This window comes from Desulfurobacterium thermolithotrophum DSM 11699 (assembly GCF_000191045.1).
Taxonomy (GTDB): Bacteria; Aquificota; Aquificia; order Desulfurobacteriales; family Desulfurobacteriaceae; genus Desulfurobacterium; species Desulfurobacterium thermolithotrophum.
Genome location: NC_015185.1, coordinates 1,096,357 through 1,116,142, shown reverse-complemented (window position 1 = coordinate 1,116,142; position 19,786 = coordinate 1,096,357). Strand labels below are relative to the sequence as shown.

22 protein-coding genes and 1 tRNA gene are annotated in these 19,786 nt (G+C 33.8%); 16 read left to right on the top strand and 7 right to left on the bottom strand.

What is annotated here, in order from left to right:
* Positions 1–23 precede the first annotated feature (23 nt).
* From DESTER_RS05780 to rsmG, 7 genes are all read left to right on the top strand, one after another.
* Entirely contained in the window at positions 24–1,106 is a 1,083-nt protein-coding gene (locus DESTER_RS05780) for an IS481 family transposase (RefSeq protein WP_013638717.1), read from the top strand.
* 24 nt (positions 1,107–1,130) lie between these two features.
* A tRNA-Gly gene (locus DESTER_RS05775) sits at positions 1,131–1,207 on the top strand.
* Positions 1,208–1,222: 15 nt separating this feature from the next.
* Positions 1,223–1,963 (top strand): TonB C-terminal domain-containing protein, encoded by a 741-nt coding sequence (locus DESTER_RS08200; protein ID WP_013638716.1) that lies wholly within the window; start codon positions 1,223–1,225, stop codon positions 1,961–1,963.
* Positions 1,950–2,576 (top strand): lysophospholipid acyltransferase family protein, encoded by a 627-nt coding sequence (locus tag DESTER_RS05765; RefSeq protein WP_013638715.1) that lies wholly within the window; start codon positions 1,950–1,952, stop codon positions 2,574–2,576. Before DESTER_RS08200 ends, DESTER_RS05765 begins: the two co-directional genes overlap by 14 nt.
* A complete protein-coding gene (locus DESTER_RS05760; RefSeq protein WP_013638714.1) occupies positions 2,564–3,331 on the top strand; it encodes an SAM hydrolase/SAM-dependent halogenase family protein in 768 nt (255 codons plus the stop codon). The genes DESTER_RS05765 and DESTER_RS05760 overlap by 13 nt, the downstream gene beginning before the upstream one ends.
* Entirely contained in the window at positions 3,332–5,236 is a 1,905-nt protein-coding gene (mnmG, locus tag DESTER_RS05755) for a tRNA uridine-5-carboxymethylaminomethyl(34) synthesis enzyme MnmG (RefSeq protein WP_013638713.1), read from the top strand. It begins immediately after the preceding gene.
* Positions 5,226–5,852: a 16S rRNA (guanine(527)-N(7))-methyltransferase RsmG gene (rsmG, locus tag DESTER_RS05750; protein WP_013638712.1), complete on the top strand. Its 627-nt coding sequence runs from the start codon at positions 5,226–5,228 to the stop codon at positions 5,850–5,852. The genes mnmG and rsmG overlap by 11 nt, the downstream gene beginning before the upstream one ends.
* A gap of 30 nt (positions 5,853–5,882) precedes the next feature.
* Here the strand turns inward: rsmG and DESTER_RS05745 are convergent, their stop codons facing one another.
* Genes DESTER_RS05745 through ispG form a run of 4 tightly spaced genes read right to left on the bottom strand, consistent with a single transcriptional unit; the run spans position 5,883 to position 8,978 of the window.
* Positions 5,883–6,497, bottom strand: a complete 615-nt coding sequence (locus DESTER_RS05745; protein ID WP_013638711.1) for an epoxyqueuosine reductase QueH — start codon at positions 6,495–6,497, stop codon at positions 5,883–5,885.
* Positions 6,494–7,579 carry a GGDEF domain-containing protein gene (locus DESTER_RS05740; RefSeq protein WP_013638710.1) on the bottom strand — a complete coding sequence of 362 codons (1,086 nt, stop codon included), beginning with the start codon at positions 7,577–7,579 and terminating at the stop codon, positions 6,494–6,496. The genes DESTER_RS05745 and DESTER_RS05740 overlap by 4 nt, the downstream gene beginning before the upstream one ends.
* A 2-nt stretch (positions 7,580–7,581) precedes the next feature.
* Positions 7,582–7,911 (bottom strand): dihydroneopterin aldolase, encoded by a 330-nt coding sequence (locus DESTER_RS05735; RefSeq protein WP_013638709.1) that lies wholly within the window; start codon positions 7,909–7,911, stop codon positions 7,582–7,584.
* Entirely contained in the window at positions 7,908–8,978 is a 1,071-nt protein-coding gene (ispG, locus tag DESTER_RS05730; RefSeq protein ID WP_013638708.1) for a flavodoxin-dependent (E)-4-hydroxy-3-methylbut-2-enyl-diphosphate synthase, read from the bottom strand. Before ispG ends, DESTER_RS05735 begins: the two co-directional genes overlap by 4 nt.
* A 38-nt stretch (positions 8,979–9,016) precedes the next feature.
* Between ispG and DESTER_RS08075 the strand changes: the two genes are divergently transcribed.
* Together DESTER_RS08075 and speD are read left to right on the top strand one after the other, a co-directional pair.
* Positions 9,017–9,751, top strand: coding sequence for a methyltransferase domain-containing protein (locus DESTER_RS08075; RefSeq protein ID WP_013638707.1), 735 nt, complete (start codon positions 9,017–9,019; stop codon positions 9,749–9,751).
* 112 nt (positions 9,752–9,863) lie between these two features.
* The gene (speD, locus tag DESTER_RS05720; protein ID WP_013638706.1) at positions 9,864–10,253 is read left to right on the top strand and encodes an adenosylmethionine decarboxylase; all 390 of its coding nucleotides are present in this window, start codon (positions 9,864–9,866) and stop codon (positions 10,251–10,253) included.
* Between the two features lie 35 nt (positions 10,254–10,288).
* Here speD and DESTER_RS05715 read toward each other — a convergent pair whose 3' ends face one another.
* Positions 10,289–10,675 carry a TraR/DksA family transcriptional regulator gene (locus DESTER_RS05715; protein ID WP_013638705.1) on the bottom strand — a complete coding sequence of 129 codons (387 nt, stop codon included), beginning with the start codon at positions 10,673–10,675 and terminating at the stop codon, positions 10,289–10,291.
* 94 nt (positions 10,676–10,769) lie between these two features.
* Between DESTER_RS05715 and DESTER_RS05710 the strand changes: the two genes are divergently transcribed.
* The 3 genes from DESTER_RS05710 to DESTER_RS05700 are packed head-to-tail and all read left to right on the top strand — an operon-like array spanning position 10,770 to position 13,230.
* Positions 10,770–11,957: a pyridoxal phosphate-dependent aminotransferase gene (locus tag DESTER_RS05710; protein WP_013638704.1), complete on the top strand. Its 1,188-nt coding sequence runs from the start codon at positions 10,770–10,772 to the stop codon at positions 11,955–11,957.
* Positions 11,950–12,471: a hypothetical protein gene (locus DESTER_RS05705; protein ID WP_013638703.1), complete on the top strand. Its 522-nt coding sequence runs from the start codon at positions 11,950–11,952 to the stop codon at positions 12,469–12,471. The genes DESTER_RS05710 and DESTER_RS05705 overlap by 8 nt, the downstream gene beginning before the upstream one ends.
* Positions 12,472–12,480: 9 nt before the next feature.
* The gene (locus DESTER_RS05700; protein WP_013638702.1) at positions 12,481–13,230 is read left to right on the top strand and encodes a tRNA1(Val) (adenine(37)-N6)-methyltransferase; all 750 of its coding nucleotides are present in this window, start codon (positions 12,481–12,483) and stop codon (positions 13,228–13,230) included.
* A 19-nt stretch (positions 13,231–13,249) separates the two neighbouring features.
* On the opposite strand, the gene DESTER_RS05695 is transcribed toward DESTER_RS05700, so the two are convergent.
* Positions 13,250–13,780, bottom strand: coding sequence for a CDP-alcohol phosphatidyltransferase family protein (locus DESTER_RS05695; protein WP_013638701.1), 531 nt, complete (start codon positions 13,778–13,780; stop codon positions 13,250–13,252).
* A gap of 23 nt (positions 13,781–13,803) precedes the next feature.
* On the opposite strand from DESTER_RS05695, the gene nadC reads away from it, so the two are divergent.
* Positions 13,804–14,646, top strand: coding sequence for a carboxylating nicotinate-nucleotide diphosphorylase (gene nadC, locus DESTER_RS05690; protein WP_013638700.1), 843 nt, complete (start codon positions 13,804–13,806; stop codon positions 14,644–14,646).
* A complete protein-coding gene (locus DESTER_RS05685; RefSeq protein WP_013638699.1) occupies positions 14,643–15,227 on the top strand; it encodes a CvpA family protein in 585 nt (194 codons plus the stop codon). The genes nadC and DESTER_RS05685 overlap by 4 nt, the downstream gene beginning before the upstream one ends.
* Positions 15,228–15,229: 2 nt before the next feature.
* On the opposite strand, the gene gap is transcribed toward DESTER_RS05685, so the two are convergent.
* A complete protein-coding gene (gene gap / locus DESTER_RS05680; protein WP_013638698.1) occupies positions 15,230–16,237 on the bottom strand; it encodes a type I glyceraldehyde-3-phosphate dehydrogenase in 1,008 nt (335 codons plus the stop codon).
* Positions 16,238–16,308: 71 nt separating this feature from the next.
* Between gap and DESTER_RS05675 the strand changes: the two genes are divergently transcribed.
* Together DESTER_RS05675 and bamA are read left to right on the top strand one after the other, a co-directional pair.
* Complete coding sequence (locus tag DESTER_RS05675; protein WP_013638697.1) at positions 16,309–17,454, top strand: sensor histidine kinase; 1,146 nt, start codon at positions 16,309–16,311, stop codon at positions 17,452–17,454.
* Between the two features lie 42 nt (positions 17,455–17,496).
* Positions 17,497–19,782 (top strand): outer membrane protein assembly factor BamA, encoded by a 2,286-nt coding sequence (gene bamA, locus DESTER_RS05670; protein WP_013638696.1) that lies wholly within the window; start codon positions 17,497–17,499, stop codon positions 19,780–19,782.
* Positions 19,783–19,786: the final 4 nt, after the last annotated feature.

The window sequence follows — 19,786 nt, the reverse complement described above, 5'->3', positions numbered from 1 at the left end:
ATACCACAAGGAGGTGTCCACCGATGAAACAATTGAAAAGATTCAAAGGAACATCCCTCCATATATCAAGCACAAATACAGCATTCAAAGAAACCCTGAAAGAAGGAAGAAGAGTAAAAAAGAAACTTGACCTAACAAAAGACAGAAACGTTAAAAGGAGACTCAAATGGATAGAGTACTACCACAAAACAGGCAACGCCAGAAAAACATGCAGATACTTTGGCATCAGTCCAACAACCTTCTACAAGTGGAAAAAAAGATACGACAAGTACGGGATAGAAGGACTCCAAGACAGAAGCAAAAGACCTCATAAAGTAAGACAACCACAAATAGAACCTGAAATAGAACACATCATCGTCACAATAAGGGAAAAATTCCTAACCTGGAGCAAAGAAAAGATAGCAGCCTTCATGGAAAGATACCTAAATGTAAAAATATCATCCTCTACAGTTTACAGAACTCTCAAAAGACACGGACTAATAGAAAGAACCTGGAAACTAAAAAGTACCTACAAGAGGAAGAAACAGAAAGGGAAAAAGAACCGCACCAGAAAAGGACTAAGAGCAGACAAACCAGGAACAATCCTCATGGACGTTAAATACCTCTACTGGTGCGGTAAAACCTTTTACCAGTTCACGGCAATAGACAAGTTCACCCGAATAGCATTTGCCAAGGTTTATTCTACAAAAAGCAGCAGGAGCGGAAGAAGGTTTTTTGAAGAACTTGAAAAATTTCTTCCCTTCAAGATAGAGAAAGTTCAAACGGATAACGGGAGCGAATTTTTAGGGGAGTTAGACGAATATCTTAAAAGAAAAGGGATAGAACACTACTTTAGTTATCCGAAATCTCCCAAGACTAATGCGCATGTAGAAAGGTTTATTCAAACGACAGAAAGTGAACTATGGATGATAGAAGGAACAGAACCGACTGTTGATGAGATGAATAAAAAACTTTTTGAGTATTTAAAGATTTACAACTTTCTTAGACCCCATCACTCTTTAAATTACAAGACTCCCGCTGAGAAGTTTGAGGACTATATTAGAAGTCATCAAGGTGTCCACCATGTATTGAACTCGAACAGTAGGTTGCCAGAAAAGGTACTATAGAGTATATTCTTACTGTAAGAAATTGCGGGCGTAGCTCAGCTGGCTAGAGCATCAGCCTTCCAAGCTGAGGGTCGCGGGTTCGAATCCCGTCGCCCGCTCCATCTTCAGGGAAAATAATGATCAAGGAGTACAAATTAGATTTACTTTCTTTAATGATTTCTTTGACTTTGCACGTTTTATTACTCTTTCTTTTTGGATTTACAGAAATCTTCAAAGCTAAAACATACCAAATTGTTGATATCTTAACTCTCTCTTTTGATTCTAGGGTAGATTCAAAACTAATAGGGGAAAAAGCTAATAAAGGAAACTTAGAAGATACTTCTTTACAAAAAGGTCTTACAGAAATTCCACAAGGTGAGAACTCGAAAAAGAGAAGAGTCCTAAAGGAAAAAACTATTGCTCAGTATACAGGAAAATTTAAATCTACTATTTCTAACGGAATTGATAAATTTAAAGGAGCAGATAACACTAAAGGATATCAAACTGGCAAAGGTAAAATAGCTCTTTCTCTTTCTATGGATGATATTAGAAAAGAAAAAAATAGGAAACTTCCTGCTATAACCTCAAGTAAATTAGTTCCTTATTTTTTAAGGATTAAGGAGAAAATAATTTCTAACTGGAAAAATCCTTATTCCAAACCTCTGAATTCTTTAAATAAAGATAGAAAAGTAGTTATTTCTCTTTCGATAGATAAAAACGGAAAACTTAACGAAATAAACATAGAAAAACTCTCATCAGACATGCTTTTTAACCGTTCAGTAATATCTGCTATTTATTCTTCTGAACCTTTTGATCCAATTCCTAAAACTGCCGAATTAGATAAAGTTCGTTTGAGGGTGGAATTTGAAATTAAGTAGAGAAGATATTCTGTTTTTCCTTTTGAACGGTTTTGTAAAAACTCTCAAGATAGAGGTTAAGTTTTTAGAAGATGTGAAATTTCCTTCGATTATTACTTTTTGGCACGGCAGAATGTTCCTTTTACCCTTTGTTTTTGCAAATTATGCTGATAAAGTTTCCATTTTAATAAGCAGACATAGAGATGGTGAATTAGCAGCAAGGTTCATAGAAAAATTAGGATTTAGTACTGTCAGAGGGTCAACTGGAAAGGGAAAAGGAGGAGACAGAGCTTTTAGAGAAATGGTAAATATTCTTGAGAGTGGAAAATCTGTTGCTATCACTCCAGATGGTCCTCGGGGACCTAAGGAAGTTTTTAAACCTGGTGCAGCAAAACTTTCAATTGTTACAGGAGTACCTGTTTATCCTGTTGCATTTTCAACTTCGAAGGGAAAAGAACTTTCATCATGGGATAATTTTCTACTTCCTTATCCTTTTAGTAAATGTAAAGTCTTAGTTGGTAAACCTTTATATCCTAAAGAAAAGGAAGATATCGATTTTTATACGAAAAGGTTAGAATTAGCATTAAAGGATTTAACGAAGCTATGTGACCAGGAGACAGGATGGAAAATATAGTTGCAGTTATTTCAGACTATGGTCTAAAAGATACTTACGTAGGAACTGTTCATGGAGTTATTAGAAGCGTTAATCCAGATGCAAAAATCGTTGATATTACTCATAATGTTAGACCCTTTGACTTAGTCGATGCTGCAGTTAAATTTAAATGGTCTTTTAAATATTTTCCTCGGGGTACAGTTTTTTTGATTTTGGTTGATCCTGATCCTTCTTCAGAGTCCATTATAGTTTCCACCGAAAAGTATTTTGTTGTTTGTCCAAATAACGGTGTAGGAAGTCTTGTATTTAAAGAAGAACCTCCAGAAGCTGTTTATAGAATAACTGCAGATCATTATTTCATTGAAGGAAAAGGAAACTTTAGAGGACGCAACATTCTTGCTCCTATAGCTGCTGAATTAGCAAAGCTTCAATCTGCTCATCATCTTGGAGAAGAGATAGAGATTTCCAAATTAAAAAGGTTTAGAATACCTTCTCCTGTGGAAGTGTCTCCAGGTATTTTTGAAACTATAATTCTTGATGTCGATAGCTTTGGAAATCTTATTCTTAACATGGAGTACGAAGGAAAAGAACCAAAGTCTATTGAAATCAATGGGGTAAAGATAGAGAAAGTTTCTGAAAAATTTTCAGGCTTTCAAAAAGGAGAGCTCTTTGTTTCTGTAAATCCTGAGGGTCACTTTCAAATCGTTGCATATATGGCTTCTGCTGCAAATATCTTAAAGGCAAAAAGAGGAATGAAAGTAAAGGTGGAGTTTTAGATGTGGGATGGTATTTATGATGTAATAGTTGTAGGTGCAGGGCATGCAGGATGCGAAGCAGCTTTAGCTGCTGCAAGAATGGGCTGTAAAACTGCTTTATTTACAGTGAACGTTGATAAGATAGCAGAAATGTCTTGTAATCCTGCAATTGGTGGAGTTGCCAAGGGAACAGTTGTAAGGGAGATAGATGCCCTTGGTGGTGAAATGGCAAAGAATATAGATGAAACAGGAATACAATTTAGAATTTTAAATAGGAGAAAAGGTCCTGCTGTTAGAGCTCCAAGAGCTCAAGCTGATAAATATGCCTATAGAGATAGAATGAGGAAAATCATAGAAAATACGCCAAACCTTGAAATTGTTCAGCAAATAGTTGATGACATAATAGTTGAAGATGGAAAAGTTAAAGGGGTTGTTACTCACATAAACGCAAGATATGGAGCAAAAGCAGTTGTTGTAACTGCTGGAACTTTTCTAAAAGGAAAAATTTTTATTGGCTTTAAAGAATTTGAAGGCGGCAGGATGTGGGAACCTGCTGCAAATAAACTCTCTAATTTCTATATTAGACATGGTTTTAAGGTAGCAAGACTCAAGACAGGAACACCAGTGAGACTTGATGGAACAACGATAGATTTTTCTAAAATGGAAAGACAAGATGGTGATGAGCCACCACCATTTTTCTCTTATTGGACAGAACCAAAAGAAATAGAGCAAATTCCGTGTTGGTTAACGTACACAACTCCAGAAACTCACAGGATAATAAAAGAAAACCTTCACCGCTCTCCAATGTATGGAGAGTGCAAGTTAATTAGCGGAGTTGGTGTTAGATACTGTCCATCTATTGAAGATAAGATTGTAAAGTTTCCAGATAAGGAAAGGCACCACGTTTTTGTTGAACCAGAAGGGAGAAATACAGTTGAATTTTATCCAAATGGAACGTCAACAAGTCTTCCGTTTGATGTTCAGGAAAAGATAATTCGCTCAATCCCAGGACTTGAAAACGCAAAGATAATAAGACCAGCTTATGCGATTGAATATGACTTTGTAGACCCCACTCATCTTTATCCAACTCTTGAAACAAAAATTATTAAAGGTCTTTTTAACGCTGGTCAGATTAATGGAACAACAGGATATGAGGAAGCAGCTGGTCAAGGAATTGTTGCAGGAATAAATGCTGCCCTTTATGCTCTTAATAAGGATGAAAGGTTTATTCTTGGAAGAGACGAGGCATATATCGGTGTTATGATAGATGATCTTGTGAACAAAGGAGTTAGAGAACCTTATAGGCTCTTTACTTCTCGTGCCGAATATAGGCTTCTCATAAGGTATGATAACGCGGACTACAGGCTCGCAAAGTACGGCTACAGGTTTGGTCTTTTAACAAGGGAACAGTACGAGAGGGTCAAGAGAAAGTATGAAACTATTAAGGTCTTCATTGAGAAATTAAAGGAAGTGAAGGTAAAACCTGAGGTTATTAATCCGGTGCTCGAAAAAGCTGGTTCAACTCCTTTAAAGGAGAGTAAAACTGTTTATGAAGTCCTTAAAAGACCTGAAGTTAAACTATACGAAATACTAAAGGTTATTTCTTTTAAACTTGATATAGAGGATAGAAAGCTTCTGGAAGAGATCTTAGAAGAAGTTGAAATTGAAGTTAAGTACGAAGGTTACATAAAAAGACAGCTTGAAGATGTTAAGAAGTTTAGAAAACTTGAGAACGTAAAAATTCCTCAAGACTTTGATTACAGTATTGTTCCAATTTCAACAGAAGAAAAGCAGAAACTAAAGGAGATGAAGCCATTAACGCTTGGACAGGCTGCAAGACTTGAAGGAATTAGACCAGCTTCTATTCCAATACTTGCTATATACATAGAAAAGTGGAAAAGAGGTGAGGTAAAACTTGAGTCTTGAGAGATTGAGAGAGCTCTGCGAACTAAATGAGATAGATTTATTTGAAAAAGAGTATAAAAAATTTGAAAGATATAGGGAACTTCTAAAAAAATGGGGAAAGCGAATTAATATAACTTCCATTTTAAGCGATAAAGAAATTGAGGAAAAACACTTTTTTGACTCTCTCCTTGGGCTAAAAGCTTTTAAACTTTATGGATTTGATTATCATAATAAACTTTTGGGAGATGTTGGTTCTGGAGGAGGATTTCCAGGAGTTCCACTGGCAATAACAATACAAAATTCAACCTTTGACCTTATTGAGTCTCGACACAAAAGGTGTGTTTTCTTAGAACAGGTGAAAAGAGAATTGGAACTTCCAAATGTTAAGGTTCTTTGTACAAGAGTTGAATCTATCGACAGAAACTATGATATGCTTTTGATGAGAGCTGTTGAAGATCCTATTGAAGCTATAAAAATAACAAAACACTTACTTGAAAAAGGAGCTATTTTGTGCATATATAGAGGAAAAGAAAGGTTTTCTCAGGAAATTCCTAATTACATCATAGAAGAAATTTCGTTTGAAGTAAAAGGAATTAAGTTAAGAAGACATTTTCTTTTTATAAAATCTGCAAAATAAAATAATCTTTACGTGGAATTAAGAAGTTTTTTAATTCTTATTGAAAATTTCAATAACTTTTTGAGCCTCTTTTGTTGCTTGGTTTATAATCCAGCTAACATCAGTTTTTCCTTTTGGACAGTAGCGTTCTTTTTCTGAATAAATGCAACCGCAGTACTCTTGCCGGTAAAGTTTATATCTTTTTGATATTTCTATTCCCTCTCTCCATCCTTTTCTAAAGTCAATATCTAAGAAATTTACTCCAAACTTATTAGCTGCATTTTTTGCAAGAGGAAGCATCCACTCTCTTTTTTGGTACTTACTATAAAAAAGTGTAGAAGTAAAAAAATCAAATTTTCCTCTTTTTGCAACACTTGCAGTCATTTCAAGACGCATTGAATAGCAAATTTGACATCTTACAGTTTTTTCTTCTCTAAAAACAACTTGTCTCAGCCAGTTCTCAGGTTCATAATTTTCAAAGTAAATAATCTTAACGTTTTCAAGCTTCTCAAGTTCTTTAACAGCTTTTGTTCTTTTAGCAAATTCCGTAGATGGATGAATGTTAGGATTGTACCATAAACCAACGATTTCATATCCTTTTTCTTTTAGAAATTTGATAGGATAACAGGCACATGGAGCACAGCAAATATGAAGGAGAACTTTCATTCTTCTAACTCTACATCAAGATCTGTTTTTATTTGGTTTTTTCCGTTTCTTTTAGCTAAATATAAAGCTTGATCCGCTTTTTCTATAATTCCTGTCTCGTCAAGTCCATTCCTCATAACTGCAACTCCAATACTTGCAGTTACAGGAATAACCGTATCCTTGTACCTAAATAAATGTTTCTCTATATTCTTCCTTATTCTTTCTGCAATTCTAACAGCTTGAGCAAAAGTAACTCCTGGAATAAGAATTGCAAATTCTTCACCTCCATACCTAGCAACAACATCTCTAGCTCTTAATTGTTCCTTTATTGTTCTTGCAAGTTCTCTCAAAACATGATCTCCAGCTTGATGTCCATATGTATCATTTATCTGCTTAAAGTTATCTATGTCAATCATTAACAAAGCAAAGGGATAATTCCTTTCATAAAAATCTTTAACCATATCGCTTATTGCTCTATCAAAACTTGCTCTGTTAGCTACTCGTGTTAAGAAATCAATATTGGCTTCTTTTTTTGATTCTTCTAACTCTTTTCTTAATTTCTTTATTTGTTGATTTGATTCTTCAAGCTTGTTTCTTAAAAGATCATTTTGCTCTCTAATAGTTTTAAGTTCATCTAAAACCTTATTTAAAATTCCTCTAACTATTTGATCTTCAGTATTTTCTCTAATTTCTTTTACAGAAGCTTCTTTATTCTTTAAAGATTCTTGATGTTCTTTCAGTGCTTCGATAATTTCCTCTATTTCTTGGTTTATCTCTTCAGCAACTTTTTTTACTAAATCTTTTTCTTCTGTTTCAACTTCCACCAAAACATTTTCTATTTTTTCTTTTGAAGGATACTTTTCCTTAAAGAGTCCTATGATTTCAAGATCTGATAGTTTCAAATTATTTTCCGTTAAGTAACAGAATATATCAAACCAAAGAACATAGTTTTCTGGTATTAAAGGAATATTATTACGGGCTAAAAATTTGAGTTCTTCTTTTGCAATATTTGTTATTAACTGGAGTTCTTCCTTTGAGAATTTTCTCTCTTGACGAACTTTCTTAAGAAGCTTACATTCAATATTGTCTGCTCTATCTTCCATTCCTACCTCTTCCAAATTAAGTTCACTCCTGCTTTAGAGAAAGAGTGTTGAAAAGGTACACTAAGTTTTGTCATTTTAATTTCTATACACTCAGGATTCCACCTTTTGCGGACTTTATTTAACAATATTTCTCCTAAGTCTTCAAGGTAGGTAAACTGCATTTCACTTGCAGTTTTGAAAATAAGTTCATAGAGTTCTTGATAGTCAACAAACTCTGTAGATTCAACTCTTATATCTATAAGAACTTGAACACCTAATTTCCTTTCTTCTTCAAAAACTCCGCACTTTACATGTAATTTCATTCCTTCAATGAAAACAGATCTTTTTATCATTCTTTCCTCACTAAATTTTCAACTTCTTTCACAAGTCTTTCTAAAGCTTCTTCCTCAGAAAGTTTATCTATTATTTTTCCTTTAATAAAGAGAATAAAGTAATCACCTGCTCCTGCAATTCCTACATCAACAAATCGAGCTTCACCTGGGCCATTAACTGCACATCCCATAACTGCAACTTTTAAAGGTTTTTCAATATGTTCCAGTCTCTTTTCTACCTCTTTTGCTAAGGTTTCAACATCTACTCTGCATCTTCCACATGTCGGACAAGAAATTACTTCTACTCCTCGTTTTCTTAAATCAAGAGCAGAGAGAATTTTATAAGCAATTTTCACTTCCTCTTTTGGATGAGTAGACAAAGATATTCTTAGTGTATCTCCAATTCCTTCATATAGAAGAATTCCTACTCCTACTGCAGACTTAACAGCTCCGGAAATAAAAGTTCCAGCTTCAGTAATTCCTATGTGAATTGGATAATCAGTTTGTCGTGCAAAGATTTTATTAGCAATTACAGTACTTTTGACTTCTGAACCTTTAAGAGAAAACTTTAAATTTGTAAAGTCATTATCCTCAAAAAACCTTGCATAGTTTAAAGCGGTTTCTGCAAGAGCTTCTGGAGTTGGTTTTTCGTACTTTGCAAGGACTTCTTTAGGAATTGAGCCTGAATTTACTCCTATTCGGATAGATATTCCTCTTTCTCTTACAGCAGAAATGATTTCCTTTACTTTCCATTTTTCTCCAATGTTACCTGGATTTATCCTTATGCAGTCAGCTCCATTTTCTACTGAAAGTATGGCTAATTTGTAATCAAAGTGGATATCTGCAACTAAGGGAATAGAAATCCTTTTCTTTATTTCCTTAATAGCTTCTGCTGCTTTTATAGTTGGAACTGCTACTCTAATAATTTCGCAACCGATTTTTTCCAGTTCCTTTATCTGAGCAACAGTAGTTTCAACATCTTCAGTGAAAGTATTAGTCATTGACTGAACTGCAATCGGATGTTCACTTCCGATAGGTACATTTCCAACATAAATTGTTCTTGTCTTCCTTCTTTCTATCCAACTCATTTTGAACTCTCAGTAAATACGAATATATTTTACTCATTATGAAGGAAAAAGTTAAAGAAAACTTTTCAAAAGCTGTAAAGGAATATAACAAGTATGCGTTGATTCAGCAACAGGCTGGAAAGAGACTTCTTAAAAAGCTTAGTCTTCTTGACAAGAATTTGCTAATACTTGACTTAGGAGCAGGAACAGGTTCTCTTTTAAAAGAATTTAAAAATGTTGTTGCTTTGGATATATCTTTTTCAATGTGTAAAAGCTGTAAAGAGAAAGGACTTTTACCTATTGTTGGAGATGGTGATTTTCTTCCATTTAAAGAAAAAGTTTTTGATGTAGTCTTTTCAAACTTCGCTCTTCAATGGATGAACTTAGGAAAAGTTACTCATGAAATTAAGCAAGTTTTAAAAAATAATGGTTTTGCTTTTATTTCTATTCCTGTGGAAGGAAGTCTCAGTCAACTGTTTTCAGCCTGGAATAGGGCTCATTTAGAAGTTTTTGGAGAAGAAGATTTTCTCTTTCGCTTTCCAACAGAAAAGGAAGTAATTGAGACATTTAATAAAGCTGGGTTTAAAATCTTAGAGTTTGAAAGAAGGTCGTTTTCGGTTTGGTTTAATTCTCCAAAAGAAGCTCTTAGATGTGTCAATAAAATAGGAGCAAAAAATCCTTTTAGAACGAGCAAAGTAAGTAAAAAGCTTGTAAGTAAGTTTTACAAACTTTACGAGATAGAAGGTAAGTTTTTACTAAACTATAATGTTTTCTTTTCCATTTTTAAGATTTAAAAAAATTTGATTTAATTATAAGAAAGCATATAATTGACTTTTGCAATTTCCCAAGTGGAGGAGGCAAACCCGCCTTGAGTGTCATTTAACTTTATATAGAGGAGGAAAGAAAATGGCAAAGACCCTCGGTGTTCACATTGTAGCTGATTTCTATGGATGTGACTCAGAAATCCTTAAATCTGCTGACAAAATGGCAGAAGTTTTTGAAGGAGCTGTAAAACACGCTAATCTTAACAAACTTTCTTCTTACTACCACCAGTTTGAGCCTTTTGGTGCAACGGGGGTTGTTGTAATATCTGAATCACATCTTTCATTTCATACATGGCCTGAACATGGATATGTTGCCATAGATGTTTATACCTGCGGAGATCATGAAAACGCATTTAAGGCCTTTGATTATATTGTAGAAAAACTAAAACCTGAAAAAATAGAAAAAGAGGTTCACTTTAGAGGAGTAGTTAACGAAGAAGAAGAAGTTACATTCTGTGCAAGTGTTGGCTGAGTTTTTATAAAGGGGGAGAGTCCTCCCCCTAAACTTTATTCCTCTTCTCCAAATTTTCTTTCAAAATTTTCCTGCTCTAACTTGCACTTTATACATAGTTCAGCAACAGGTCTTAACTTAAGCCTTTCATAATTTATGCATTCCCCACATTTTTCACAGATTCCGTAAGTTCCTTCATTAATCTTCTGAAGAGCTTTTTCTATCTTCTTTAAGTATTTTGCTTCTCTATCCCTAATTCTCATTTCAAAAGTTTTAAGAATTTCGTCTGTTGACATGTCTACAACATCTCCAACTTCTCTTTCACTTTGAAAATTTTCTTCCAGCCCTCTTTTTATATCTTCTATTACTTCCTTCTTTTTCTGTTCAAGAATTTCTTTTAGTTCTTTTATTTGTTCAGGAGTTAGGCATCTGTTCCCCTTCATAGTTAGTTACCTCCACACTTTTGCTGGTGGGAAAAGTATCAGCAAATGTGTAAAATGTCAACGACACTTTTACTGGATTATTATGGAGGCTGTCATGAAGCTGTCAAAGAGAGTTTTAAACATGTCTCCTTCTCCTACAATGGCAATTACGGCAAAAGCTAAGGAGATGAGAGCCAAAGGCATAGATGTCATAGGTTTTGGTGCCGGAGAACCAGATTTTGATACTCCTTGTCATGTAAAAGAAGCTGCAAAGAGGGCAATTGACGAAGGTTTTACAAAGTATACCCCTCCAGCTGGAATTCCTGAACTTAGAAAGGCAGTTGCAGATAAATTAAAAAAAGAAAATAACATTGATTATGATCCTTCTGAGATTGTAATAACAGACGGTGCCAAACAAGCCCTTTTTGCTCTTATGCTTTCTGTTATTGAGAAAGGGGATGAAGTAATTATTCCTGCTCCTTACTGGGTTACCTATCCTGAACAAGTTAAATTTGCTGGTGGAAAACCTGTATTTGTTGAAACAAAGGAAGAGAACAACTTTTCTTTAACCTTAGAAGATATAAAACCAGCCGTTACAGACAAAACAAAGCTACTCATACTATGTACACCAAACAATCCAACAGGTTCTGTCGTAGATAAAGATGAACTTGAAAAAATAGGAAATTTCTGTGCAGAGAGAGGAATAATCATTGCTTCAGATGAATGCTATGAAAAATTGACTTACGATGGGTTTAAACATGTTAGTATTGCTTCGCTTTCAGAAAAAATAAAATCTATTACAGTTACAATAAATGCCCTTTCAAAGGCTTTTTCTATGACTGGCTGGAGAGTTGGTTACGCTGCTGGTCCTAAAGATATAATTAACTCAATGATAAAAATTAATTCTCAATCTATATCAAATGTAAACTCAATTGCACAAAAAGCGGCAGTTGCGGCTCTCACAGGTTCTCAGGAATTTCTAAAAGATTGGCTTAAAGCTTTTGATGAAAGGCGTCGTTTTATGGTTGAAAAGCTGAACGAAATTCCAGGAGTTAAATGTCTTCTTCCTAAAGGAGCTTTTTATGCTTTTCCAAATGTAAAAGAGCTCATAGAAAGAGCAGGATTCAAGGATGATTTTCAGCTTGCAGATTATCTTCTTGAAAAAGCAAAAATTGCTGTTGTTCCTGGTACCGCATTTGGAATGCCTGGATATCTAAGACTTTCTTACGCAACCTCTATGGATAACATTAAAGAAGGACTTGAAAGATTTGAAAAGGCAGTTGAGGAGCTCCTAAATGATTGAAAAAGTTTTTAAGACAGACAAAATTACGCTTTTAGGTTATACTCTTTTGGTTTTCACCTATTCTCTTTTTTTTGGAACCATTTTTTTTAAACAGAACAGTTCTTCCTTTACGTCAATAATTATGGTTCTTCTTGTTCTGCCTGTGGCCGCTTACTTTTTCTTTCTCTTGAGAAAGAGAGTTATAGTTGATCAAAATGGTATAAAAATTATAGGAATAACCGGAAAAAAAGAATTTAGCTGGAATGAAATCTCAGAAGTTGCTGTTTCTCCTGGAAGAAAGTATTTCCTTTTTACAACAAACAAAAGTGGAGACGTTGCAGTTATAGATGATTCAACAGAAAATTTTAAAGAGCTCCTTGAAGAACTGAAGAAAAGACTTCCAAAGGAAAAGCTATCTCCTAACTACGAAAATGTTTTAAACTCATATAAGCGATCTTACGGAAGTATAATTTTGATTTACGTTGCTTCTTTAATATTGCTTTTTGTTTTATTGAAATCTCTTTTAGGGATCTAAATAGATCGCATGAAGATGGATAAAGAAATCTACGACATCTCTACATTTCTTGATAAAAGAACTTGTTTTATTCAGAGGAAAGACGGTTTTAGGTTTGGAACAGATACTTTTCTTCTTGCAGATTTTGTGAAGGTAAAGGGGACTGAAAAGATAATAGATCTTGGAACAGGTTGTGGTGTAATTCCAATTCTTCTTTTGAAGAAGTATCCACAACTAAAAGCTTTTGCCATAGATGTCCTTGAAGAAAACATCAATATTTCAAAGAAAAATGGAGAAATTAACGGAGTTTCTGAAAGATTTACAGCATTACACTTAAATGTGAAAGAAGTTAAAAAAGTTTTTAAATCAGGAGAATTTGATATTGTAATAACAAATCCACCTTTCATAGAAGTAGGGAGAGGAAATTTATCCCAAAAAGATCATAGAGCTATTGCACGGCAAGAGTTAACAGCATCGTTAGAAGATTTTATAAAAGCAGCTTCTTATCTTCTAAAAAATAAAGGTAAACTTTATATTCTACTTCCTGTTCAACGTTTTGTTGATGTTATCTTCCTAACGAGAAAATACAAGGTAGAGCCTAAAAGACTTAGAATTATACATCCAGAAGCAGAAAAAGAAGCTAATCTTTTCTTGTTAGAAGGAAGAAAAGGAGGAGGAAAAGGAATTAGTATAGAATTTCCTCTTATTGTTTATAAAAATGCAAAAGAAAGAGTTTACACTGAAGAAGTAGAAAGGAAGTATAATTCTTTTTTGAGATGAAAATAACATAATTAGGTTATCAAATTTCTTGGATTCCTTTTGCACCATAATCAATAGCTGACAATACAGTTAAAAGAGCAGTTACTCCGTAGATTACATTGATACAAAAAGAATCGCATATCTGATAATTAAGATTAAGAAGTGTCAGAAAAATAGTAAAAAACTGAAAAAAAGCGGTTAATTTTCCTATCATAGTAGGTTTTATCTTGTTTATCTTTCCAAAAGTAGTTAAGAGCCATCCTCCTACTAAAATTATTACATCTCTGCTTAAAACAAGAATAGTTAACCATACGGGAATAATTCTATCTACGTACGAAAGAAGTATAAAACCGGAATTTATAAGTGCTTTATCGGCAATTGGGTCAAGAATGACTCCAAGAGTTGTAACCTGATTCAAATGTCTTGCAAGAAAACCATCTAAAGCATCACTTATTGAGGCCACTAAAAATATGATAAGAGCAAGCTTGAAATTCTTGTAAAAAACAGCCATAATGAAAAGTGGTACTAAGAAGCCTCTAATAAGAGTTATAACGTTTGGAATGGTAACCATACTATCTCCTTGGGAGTAGTAAGATGAGCAAACTCTATTTGCAGAAGTTAATTTTATCCTTTTTAGAGGAAGATTTAGGTACGATTGGAGATATTACCACAGCTTCTCTTTCCGATAAAGAGCTACGTGCAGAAATTATTGCAAAAGAAGATTTTATCTTGTGTGGAGCTCCTTTTTTTGAGGAAGTATTCAGACTTTACGATAATAATGTAAAGTTTGAGTGGAAAAAGAAAGAAGGAGAAAGTGTTTTTCCAGGAGAGATTGTTGGAATTGTTTTGGGAAATATAAAAACTCTTCTTACGTGTGAAAGAACTGCTTTAAATATCTTGCAAAGATTATCAGGAATAGCAACTGAAACAAAGAAATACGTAGATGTTTTAAAGGGATCAAAAGTCAAACTTCTTGATACAAGAAAAACAACTCCGGGCTTAAGATATTTAGAAAAGTATGCCACGCGAATAGGAGGAGCTTTTAACCATAGACTTGGACTTTATGATGCAGTTATGATAAAGGATAATCATATAAAGCCTTTTGGAAGTGTAATTACTGCTGTCAAATCTATATCCTCTTCAATTCCTGTAACTACGAAAATAGAGGTAGAAGTTGAGAATGAAGAACAACTACAGGAAGTAATGGAAGTAATAGAATTAGTTGACATCGTCATGCTTGATAATTGGAACGTTGAAAAGGTAGAAGAAGCTACTTTAAAATTGAAAAAACAAAAACCGACTATTAAAGTTGAAGTTTCTGGGAACATAACTATTGAAAAGCTTAAAAGACTTAAATATAAATCTATAGACTTTGTATCAACGAGTAAGATAATAACTGGAGCAAAATGGGTTGATATTAGTATGGAGGTCTTGTGAACTTTCCACCTCTTAATATTTTAGACGCTCTTATAGTAATTACTTTAGGATGGAATTTTATACGAGGGTTTAGTAAAGGATTAATGGAAGAAATTATTTCCTTAGGGGGAATTGCTGTTAGCATATTTTTATCCTTTAACCTTTCTGTTCCTATCACTAACATGTTAATTGGTAATGAAAAAGCAGATATTACTACTATAGTTGTTACTGGATTTATAATTTATCTTATTTCCTTTATCTTTTTTAAATACATTGCTTTTAATTTGAACAAACAACTTCAAAAAACATCTTTTGGAATTATTAATAGCTTCTTGGGATTTCTTTTTGGTATTTTCAGAGGTATAGTAATTGCCTCCATATTTGTTTTAGGTATAGCATTTGTGGCTCCAAATAGTTATTTAGTAAAGAAAAGTTACTTGGGTGGATTAACAGTTCCAGTTATTGATAGAGCTCTCCTTTTTGTGCCTGAAAAAAACAGAAAGAAAATAGAAGATAATTGGAAAATAGCAAAGAAGTATCTATTAAAAAATATCGAAAAATGGAAAGAAGAAATTATAAGCGAAAAAAGGTATAGGCATTAAGCCTATACCCCAACAGTTCCCATATATTTGATTAAGTCACCAAGTCTTACAGAATATCCCCATTCATTATCGTACCATGCAATAATTTTGACAAGGTTACCATTAATAACGTCTGTACTCTTTCCGTCAACAATTGCAGAGTGAGGATTTCCTGTGTAATCAATGGATACTAATTCTTCCTCTGTATAAGCAAGAATTCCTTTTAGTTCACCTTCAGCTGCATTTTTAAGAACTTTATTAACTTCTTCAACAGTAACATTTTTCTCTACAACACAAACAAAATCTATGAGAGAAACGTCTGGAGTAGGAACTCTAATAGAAATTCCATTAAACTTTCCTTTAAGTTCAGGAATTACAAGGCCAACCGCTTTAGCAGCACCTGTTGTTGTCGGAACCATCGAAAGTGCTGCTGCTCTTGCTCTCCTAAGATCTTTATGAGGAGCATCAAGAAGTCTTTGGTCAGCTGTATAAGCGTGAACAGTTGTAAGGAAACCGGATTCAATTCCAAAGTTTTCAAGAAGAACTTTTGCAACAGGAGCAAGACAGTTTGTAGTACATGAAGCATTTGAAACTATAAAGTGTTTTGAGGGATCATATTCCTTATGGTTAACTCCCATAACGATGGTAACATCTGGATTTTTTGCAGGAGCAGATATAACAACTCTTTTTGCACCTGCCTTAAGATGTTTTGAAGCACCTTCTCTATCTCTAAATCTTCCTGTTGATTCTAAAACAACATCAACATCTAACTCTTTCCATGGAAGTTTTTCTGGATCTGGCTCTGCATAAACCTTTATTCTTTTTCCATTAACAATTATGCTGTCATCATCAGCTTCAACTTCAGCATTGAATCTGCCGTGAACAGAATCGTATTTAAGAAGATGTGCAAGAGTTTTTGCATCGGTTAGGTCGTTAATTGCAACAATTTCGATATCAGGATCATTAAACCTTGCTCTGTGAAAACTTCTACCAATCCTTCCATAACCATTAATTGCTACTCTTATTGCCATCGAATCCTCCGTCAAGTTGTTTTTAGTAATGATAAACTTTCCAAGAATAATATTCAAACGAGGTGAGCAAGTTGGAAGCAATACTATTTGCTGTTACTATTTTTTTTGCTACGCTAACTTTACTCTTTGCCTACATTGCTTACACTGAGAGAAGAAAGAGAGAAAGAGTTCTGATAACGCTACGACTAAACCGAACAAAAGAAGAAGTTAACAGAAGAATTGACAGTACAAAACTTTTAGCAAGAGCCTTAAGTTTACTACGTGAAGGAATAGTGATAATGGATCCTTACGGTAGAGTGATTTACACGAACAAATTTGCCAGAGAACTATTAGATATTAGTCCAGAAGATACGGAAAAGTTTTTCTATCAAGCAATAAAAAATTTTGATGTAGTTTCAATGATAAATGAAAGTTTTAATGAAAAGTATAGAATATGGCAGGAAAAGAAAATAAAAGATAGATATGTTCAGATAATCTTTGGTTCAGATATGGATGAAAAAGTCCTATTACTTATAGATCTTACTCCAATGAAAAAGTACGAAAACCTAAAAAAAGACTTCATTGCCAATGTTTCTCACGAGCTAAAAACTCCTGTTGCTACAATGAAATTGCTACTTGAAACTCTTGAAGAAGAGTGTAAAGACAAACCCCAGGCTGAAAAATTTTTGCGAAAAGCAATAGAAAGAGTTAACTATATGGAACAGCTAATAGAAGATCTTATAACTCTTTCGATGCTTGAAAGTGTAAATTTTCCAGTGAAAATAACAACGGTAAAACTTAAACCTTTTATTGAAAAAATTGTTCATGACCTTTCAGAATTTGCAGAAAAGAGAAAAATAACTGTTAAAGTAGAAATTCCAGATAATATTTCAATTAAAATAGATGAAAAAATGTTCCATGCGATAATGAAAAATTTGATAGACAATGCTATTAAGTACAACAAAGAAGGAGGAAGCGTAGAAATTGCATTTAAAGAGTATACTAACGAAATAGAAATTTCTGTCTGTGATACAGGACAGGGAATTCCTTGCTCTCATATTCCTTTTATATTTGAACGTTTTTATAGGGTTGAGCGATCAAGATCTCGAAAGTTAGGCGGAACAGGACTAGGTCTTTCTATTGTTAAGTTAGCAACTGAAAGATTAAAGGGTAAGGTAGAACTTGAAAGTGAAGAAGGCAAGGGTACTTGTTTTAGAATATACCTTCCTAAGTGCTAATTTATGTTATCATTAGCCAAGTTATTTACTCGGGGGCAGATTGTGAGAAAGTTAACATTTACTGCTATTTTTCTGTTATCTCTTTTATTAGGTTCAAATACCTTGGCTACGGAAAAACAGCTTGTTGAAAAGGTGGAGATAATTGGAAATGAATTAGTTCCTAAAAGTACAATTCTTTACTATATTTCGGAAAAACCTGGGAAACCCTTTTCAAAAGAATTAATAGCAAAGGACATAAAAAACCTTTTTAAATTAGGATACTTTGAGAACATTTCTGTTGATGCTAAAAAAGGAAAGAAAGGAATTGTACTTAGATATTTTGTAAAAGAAAAACCTATCATTACAGATGTTGTTTTTAAAGGAAACAAAAAATTATCGTCAGATAAATTAAAGGAAGAGTTAGGACTTACAGGAGAAAAAGAAACAGGAACAAAACTACAAGAGCCTTTAAGTTACAAATACTTAGATAGTTTAAAAAAGAAAATTAAGAAGCTTTACGAGAAAAAAGGTTATATAGGAACACAAGTTCATTACTCCATTGAGAGAATTTCCCCAACAAAAGCAGTTGCAACATTCATAATAAATGAAGGAAAAAAGGCTAATGTATGTAAAATAGAAATAAGAGGAAATAGAAAAATAAGTAGTGGAGATATTAAGGATGTCCTAAAGACAAAAGAAAAATCTATACTACATCTTCGTTTTTCTGCTCCTCTTTCTGCAGAAAATTTAAAGCAGGATGTCGAGAATATAGAGAAGCTTTACTATAAAGAGGGTTTTCTTGATGTAGAAGTAGAAAAGCCTAAGGTAGTTGAAAAGAAAGGTTGTTATGAAGTTATATATACAATAAAGGAAGAAGGTAAAAGATATAAATTTGGAAAGATTTCATTTGTAGGAAATTCTCTTTTTTCGTCTAAGGATTTCTTAAAACTCCTTAAGAGCGTAAGAACGGGAAGAACTTTCAATCAAGAGCTTGTAGATAAGCTTGTAAGAAAAATAATAAGAAAGTATGGTGAATTAGGTTACATTTTTGCTAATGTTGAACCGGAGATAAAAATTCATCCAAAAACACATACTGCCGATGTAATTTTCCACATTTATGAAGGTAATAGAGCTTATGTTAGATGGATAAATATCTCTGGCAACATAGCAACAAGAGATAGAACAATTCGAAGAGAATTAGACCTTTATGAAACTGGCATATTTAATACAGTAAGACTTGAAAGATCTATTAGAAGACTTTTCAATACAGGATACTTTGAGAATGTTGATGTTAAACCAAAGATAGTAGAAGGTAATAAGGTTGATGTAAATGTAGATGTAAAAGAGAGATTAACAGGAATGTTTTCAGTTGGTGCAGGTTATAGTTCTGTTTCAAAACTTGTAGGAATGGTCAGCGTTTCAAAAGGTAACCTTTTTGGAACTGGAGACTCTGGATCTGTTTCTCTACAAGCAGGTTCAAGAGTATTTTACTTTGATCTTAATTACAATCATAAGTGGTGGTTAGATAAACCACAAACTCTTTCTCTTGCTCTTTACAACAGAAGAAACGATTACTTTACTTATACTAGCCATAAAGTAGGATTTTCTACTATGGTAGATAGAAGACTTTGGGAAGACTGGAGAGTAGGACTTGGATATTTAATAGAAAAAGACAAAATTTCGGATATTGCTGAAGATGCTCCAGATATTGTTAAAAATCAATTAGGAACGACTAGAATTGGAATGGTTACAGGATTTATATCTAGAGATCTAAGAGATAACAGGTTTTTACCTCATAAAGGAGATTACTTCTCTATCACTACGCAAGTTGCTGGAAGCTTTTTGGCTGGAAAAGAGGATTTTTACAAAATAATTGCTGAATATGCCTATTACTTTAACTTAAACGATTTACCTCTTGATATAAATCTTCCTTTTGTTGCATCTGCACATGCAAAAGTTGGATATGCAGATGCCTTTGGAAACACTTCCACACTTCCAATAGACTATAGATTTTATGTAGGAGGAGATTCTTCAGTTAGAGGATTTAGTTGGGGTGAAGCAGGGCCAACAGATAGTAGTGGAAATCCCGAGGGAGCAAACAGAGAACTCATTTTTAACTTTGAGCTTGGATATGATGTAACAAGGATGCTAAGACTTATCGGATTTGTTGATGTTGGTGGTGGTTGGTGGAACGAGTTTAAAGTCGGTGATATGAGAAAATCTGCTGGTGTCGGAATCAGAGTATTAACACCAATGGGACCTATTAGACTAGATCTTGGATGGAAATTAGATAGAAGAACTGGGGAGAGCTCCTCAGAATGGCACTTTGGAATGGGAAGTTATTTCTAACGTT